The organism is Dehalococcoidales bacterium, from assembly GCA_030698765.1.
Taxonomy (GTDB): domain Bacteria; phylum Chloroflexota; class Dehalococcoidia; order Dehalococcoidales; family UBA2162; genus JAUYMF01.
Genome location: JAUYMF010000050.1, coordinates 1 through 3,139, shown reverse-complemented (window position 1 = coordinate 3,139; position 3,139 = coordinate 1). Strand labels below are relative to the sequence as shown.

The following is a 3,139-nucleotide window of genomic DNA, read 5'->3' as shown; positions in this document are numbered from 1 at the left end:
GAACTGCCTGCATTGCGTCGGCATGGAGCAGGACCAGCTCACTCATGACCAGGCAGTTAAGATAGCCCGGGATATTATCGGGCTGTCACCACAGTGGGTGATTCTCGAAGGCGGCGAACCCCTGTTGCGCAATGACCTGCCGGACATCGGCTCAATGCTGAAACAAGAAGGGATTGACGTCATGGTGATAACCAACGGTAACGCCTTCAACCAAAAGAGGCTACAGGCATTGGCTTCCTTCTCACCCGAGGTGCTCTTTAGTATTGACGGAGCCAATGATACCACATACGAAACCACCAAGGTCGGAGGTAAATTTGACATCGCCAAGGAGTGGGCGGCACAGTGCGCGGCGCTGGGGATATTCTATGGGGTAACCACCGTTCTCTCTAAAAGGAACCTGGGGCAAATCAAGGAACTGATTCAATTAACGGAGAGTCTCGGAGGCAAAAGACTTATCTTTCTACCCCTAAAACCATTCGGCGCCGAAGAGGCTGACAGAAGATATTATCAGCAATATGCCCTCAGCCCGGAGGAACAGGAGACGGCCGTCAAAGAAATATACGGTTACCAAAGTAGCCTGGATATTTTCTACGACGAGCCCTTCCTGTGGAATCTCTCCTCCAAGCACGGTTTCTCCCTCAGAAATACGAACAGTGGTATTACCATACCGGAAGTAAAGGGATGTGCCGCTGCCTATTCACTATACATTCAGACCAGCGGTAGTGTCCGACCCTGTATGTTCTCTCCGGAAGAACTCACCTTCGGCAATGCTGCCGAAGAACCCCTGGAGGATATCTGGCGGAGAATGCAGCAAAGCGGGGTAATCACCGGGTGGACGGACCAGAATGCCCGGAAGGGAGCCTGCGGTAAGTGCCCCCAGTTTGAATCTTGTCGCGGCTGTCTGGCGCGCACTTTAAGGCTGCGGGGAGACACACTGGAGACGGACATCAGTTGTCCCCTGGCCGCCTAAGCACCGGCTCAGAAAAATTGGGTGAGCGGGAATTTGCTTTTTCGGCTGAGTTCCTTTATACTGTCGGCTGTGTAAAATTAAAAAGTAGTCCGGAGGTGTCTGAGCTATTTCAGACATAAGCGGAAGCAAGTTGGTGAAAATCCAACGCAGTACCGCCTGCTGTAACTCGTTTGAGCGAGAAGTCAGAACGCCGTGCTCCGGGTATCCTTAACCTCCGCGGGGGAAGGGGGTGATAATATGCTCCCAAAGACGTGAGAACCCGTTGTCCCAGCGGACTTGGGGTTTAGTTTTGTTTATGGAAAGTTTGACAATACTTTTTGCCGCCCTGTTTATTGACCTGGTACTGGGTGAGTTGCCCCGCTTTATTCACCCCGTGGTCGGGATAGGTAAACTGGCCTCATTCCTGGAGAAACGCAGCGTCGGTGACTCCCATGCCATTCAGTTCGGCTACGGAATGGCGATTACTCTCTTTCTTATCGGGCTGTTCGGTGCTTCGACGTATTTGGTCCTCTCTTATTTAAAGGACTTTAACCCGGTGCTGTACGTGCTGACTGGGGCGGTGCTGCTCAAGTCGGCCTTTTCCTTGAGAGCACTGCGGCAGGCAGCCCTCAGGGTGAAAAAACTGCTGCTGAGTGAAAACCTGGATGTCGCCCGCTACGAGCTACGCGCCCTGGTTAGCCGTGACACCCAGGCTTTGCCCCAGCCACTATTAATCTCGGCCACCATCGAGTCAGTCGCCGAGAATACCTGTGATAGCTTTGTTGCCCCCCTCTTTTACTTTTTGCTCTTTGGTGTTCCCGGCGCCGTTGCCTACCGTGTCGTCAACACCCTGGACGCTATCATCGGCTATCACGGGAAATACGAATATTCAGGCAAGTTTGCCGCTAAGCTGGATGATGTGCTTAATTTTACACCCGCCAGACTAACCGCCCTGCTCCTGGTATCAGCCAGTTTTTTATCGCGCCGGAATGCTCGAGCTTCGTGGCAGGTTGCTTTCCGGGAGCATACCAGAACGGAAAGCCCCAACGCCGGCTGGACAATGGCCGCGATGGCGGGAGCACTCAACGTACAACTGGAAAAGGTGGGACACTATAGGCTAGGTAATGCCGACACCCCGCTAGTCACGAGCACTATCGATGCTGCGTTACGGCTGATGCAGATAGCGGCATTAATCTGGGTAACAGTATGCTTGATAACCGGAGGAGTTCGCTTTGCCATTACGTCCTCGACCTGAAGTAGAGAACCTGCAACCCGGTTTCCATGGCGGGCTGAACCAGGCGGAGCTCAAGGCGGCGGGGCTGTCTCCGGAAACGGTGCTCGATTTCAGCGTCTGCGCTAACCCCTTTGCCCCACCGGCGGAGGTCAGAAAGATTCTCGCTACCGTACCTATCGACCGCTATCCCGATCCGGAGGCAACCGAATTCAGGGAGTACCTGGCAGTCAAACTGGGGGTGGCGCCGGAGAACATCATTGCCGGCAACGGAGCGGTAGAACTTATTCGTCTGACTGCTTTGACCTACTTCAGCCCGGGAGATTCAGTCCTGATTCTTGAGCCCACCTTTGGTGAATATAAAATCGCCAGTCAAATCGTCGGGGCCAGCCTAATCTACCAGTGGGGTCAGGAGAGCGACAACTTTACCCCGAGAATAGAGGAAACGGTCAGCCTTATCCGGCAGTGCCACCCGAAGGGGGTCTTTTTGTGCAATCCCAATAACCCCACCGGTCACTACCTCACAAGGGAGGAGATTGAGCGGATTTTAGACGCTTGCGGGGATGGGTTACTCATCCTGGACGAGGCTTATATTGCCTTCGTGGACCAAGGCTGGTCTGCTCTCGGCCTTATTCACCGGGGGAATGTAATTCTGCTACGCTCGATGACCAAGGACTACGCCTTAGCCGGGCTGCGTCTCGGTTATGCGGTAAGTAACGAGAGGATTATTAACGCCCTGCGGCGCGTTTGCCCGCCGTGGAATGTTAATGCCCTGGCGCAGAAGGCGGGAGTCCTGGTCCTCAAGGATAGCGGGCTCCTGGAACGGTGTCAGCAAGAGATTGGTAGGGCAAAAGACTTCCTGGTCGGCGAGCTTGGCCGCATCGGCTTCAGCTTAATTCCGTCACGCACGAATTTTTTCCTGGTTAAAGTAACCAGCGCCAAGGATTTCCGCAGCGCTT

The 3,139-nt window shown here is 54.0% G+C and carries 3 protein-coding genes and 1 riboswitch; all 3 genes read left to right on the top strand.

Annotated elements, in window-relative coordinates:
* The coding region (locus Q8Q07_02530; GenBank protein ID MDP3879167.1) for a radical SAM protein at positions 1 to 970 on the top strand (970 nt) is incomplete at its 5' end.
* Between the two features lie 76 nt (positions 971 to 1,046).
* A riboswitch (cobalamin riboswitch) is annotated at positions 1,047 to 1,184 on the top strand.
* Between the two features lie 81 nt (positions 1,185 to 1,265).
* Positions 1,266 to 2,204, top strand: a complete 939-nt coding sequence (locus tag Q8Q07_02525) for a cobalamin biosynthesis protein (GenBank protein ID MDP3879166.1) — start codon at positions 1,266 to 1,268, stop codon at positions 2,202 to 2,204.
* Positions 2,182 to 3,139: histidinol-phosphate transaminase (locus tag Q8Q07_02520; GenBank protein ID MDP3879165.1), on the top strand; the 958-nt coding region annotated here is incomplete at its 3' end. The genes Q8Q07_02525 and Q8Q07_02520, both read left to right, overlap by 23 nt.

Excerpts from the sequence above, each read along its gene's own strand:
- Q8Q07_02525 (MDP3879166.1), top strand. The coding sequence starts at position 1,266 with ATGGAAAGTTTGACAATACTTTTTGCCGCCCTGTTTATTGACCTGGTA.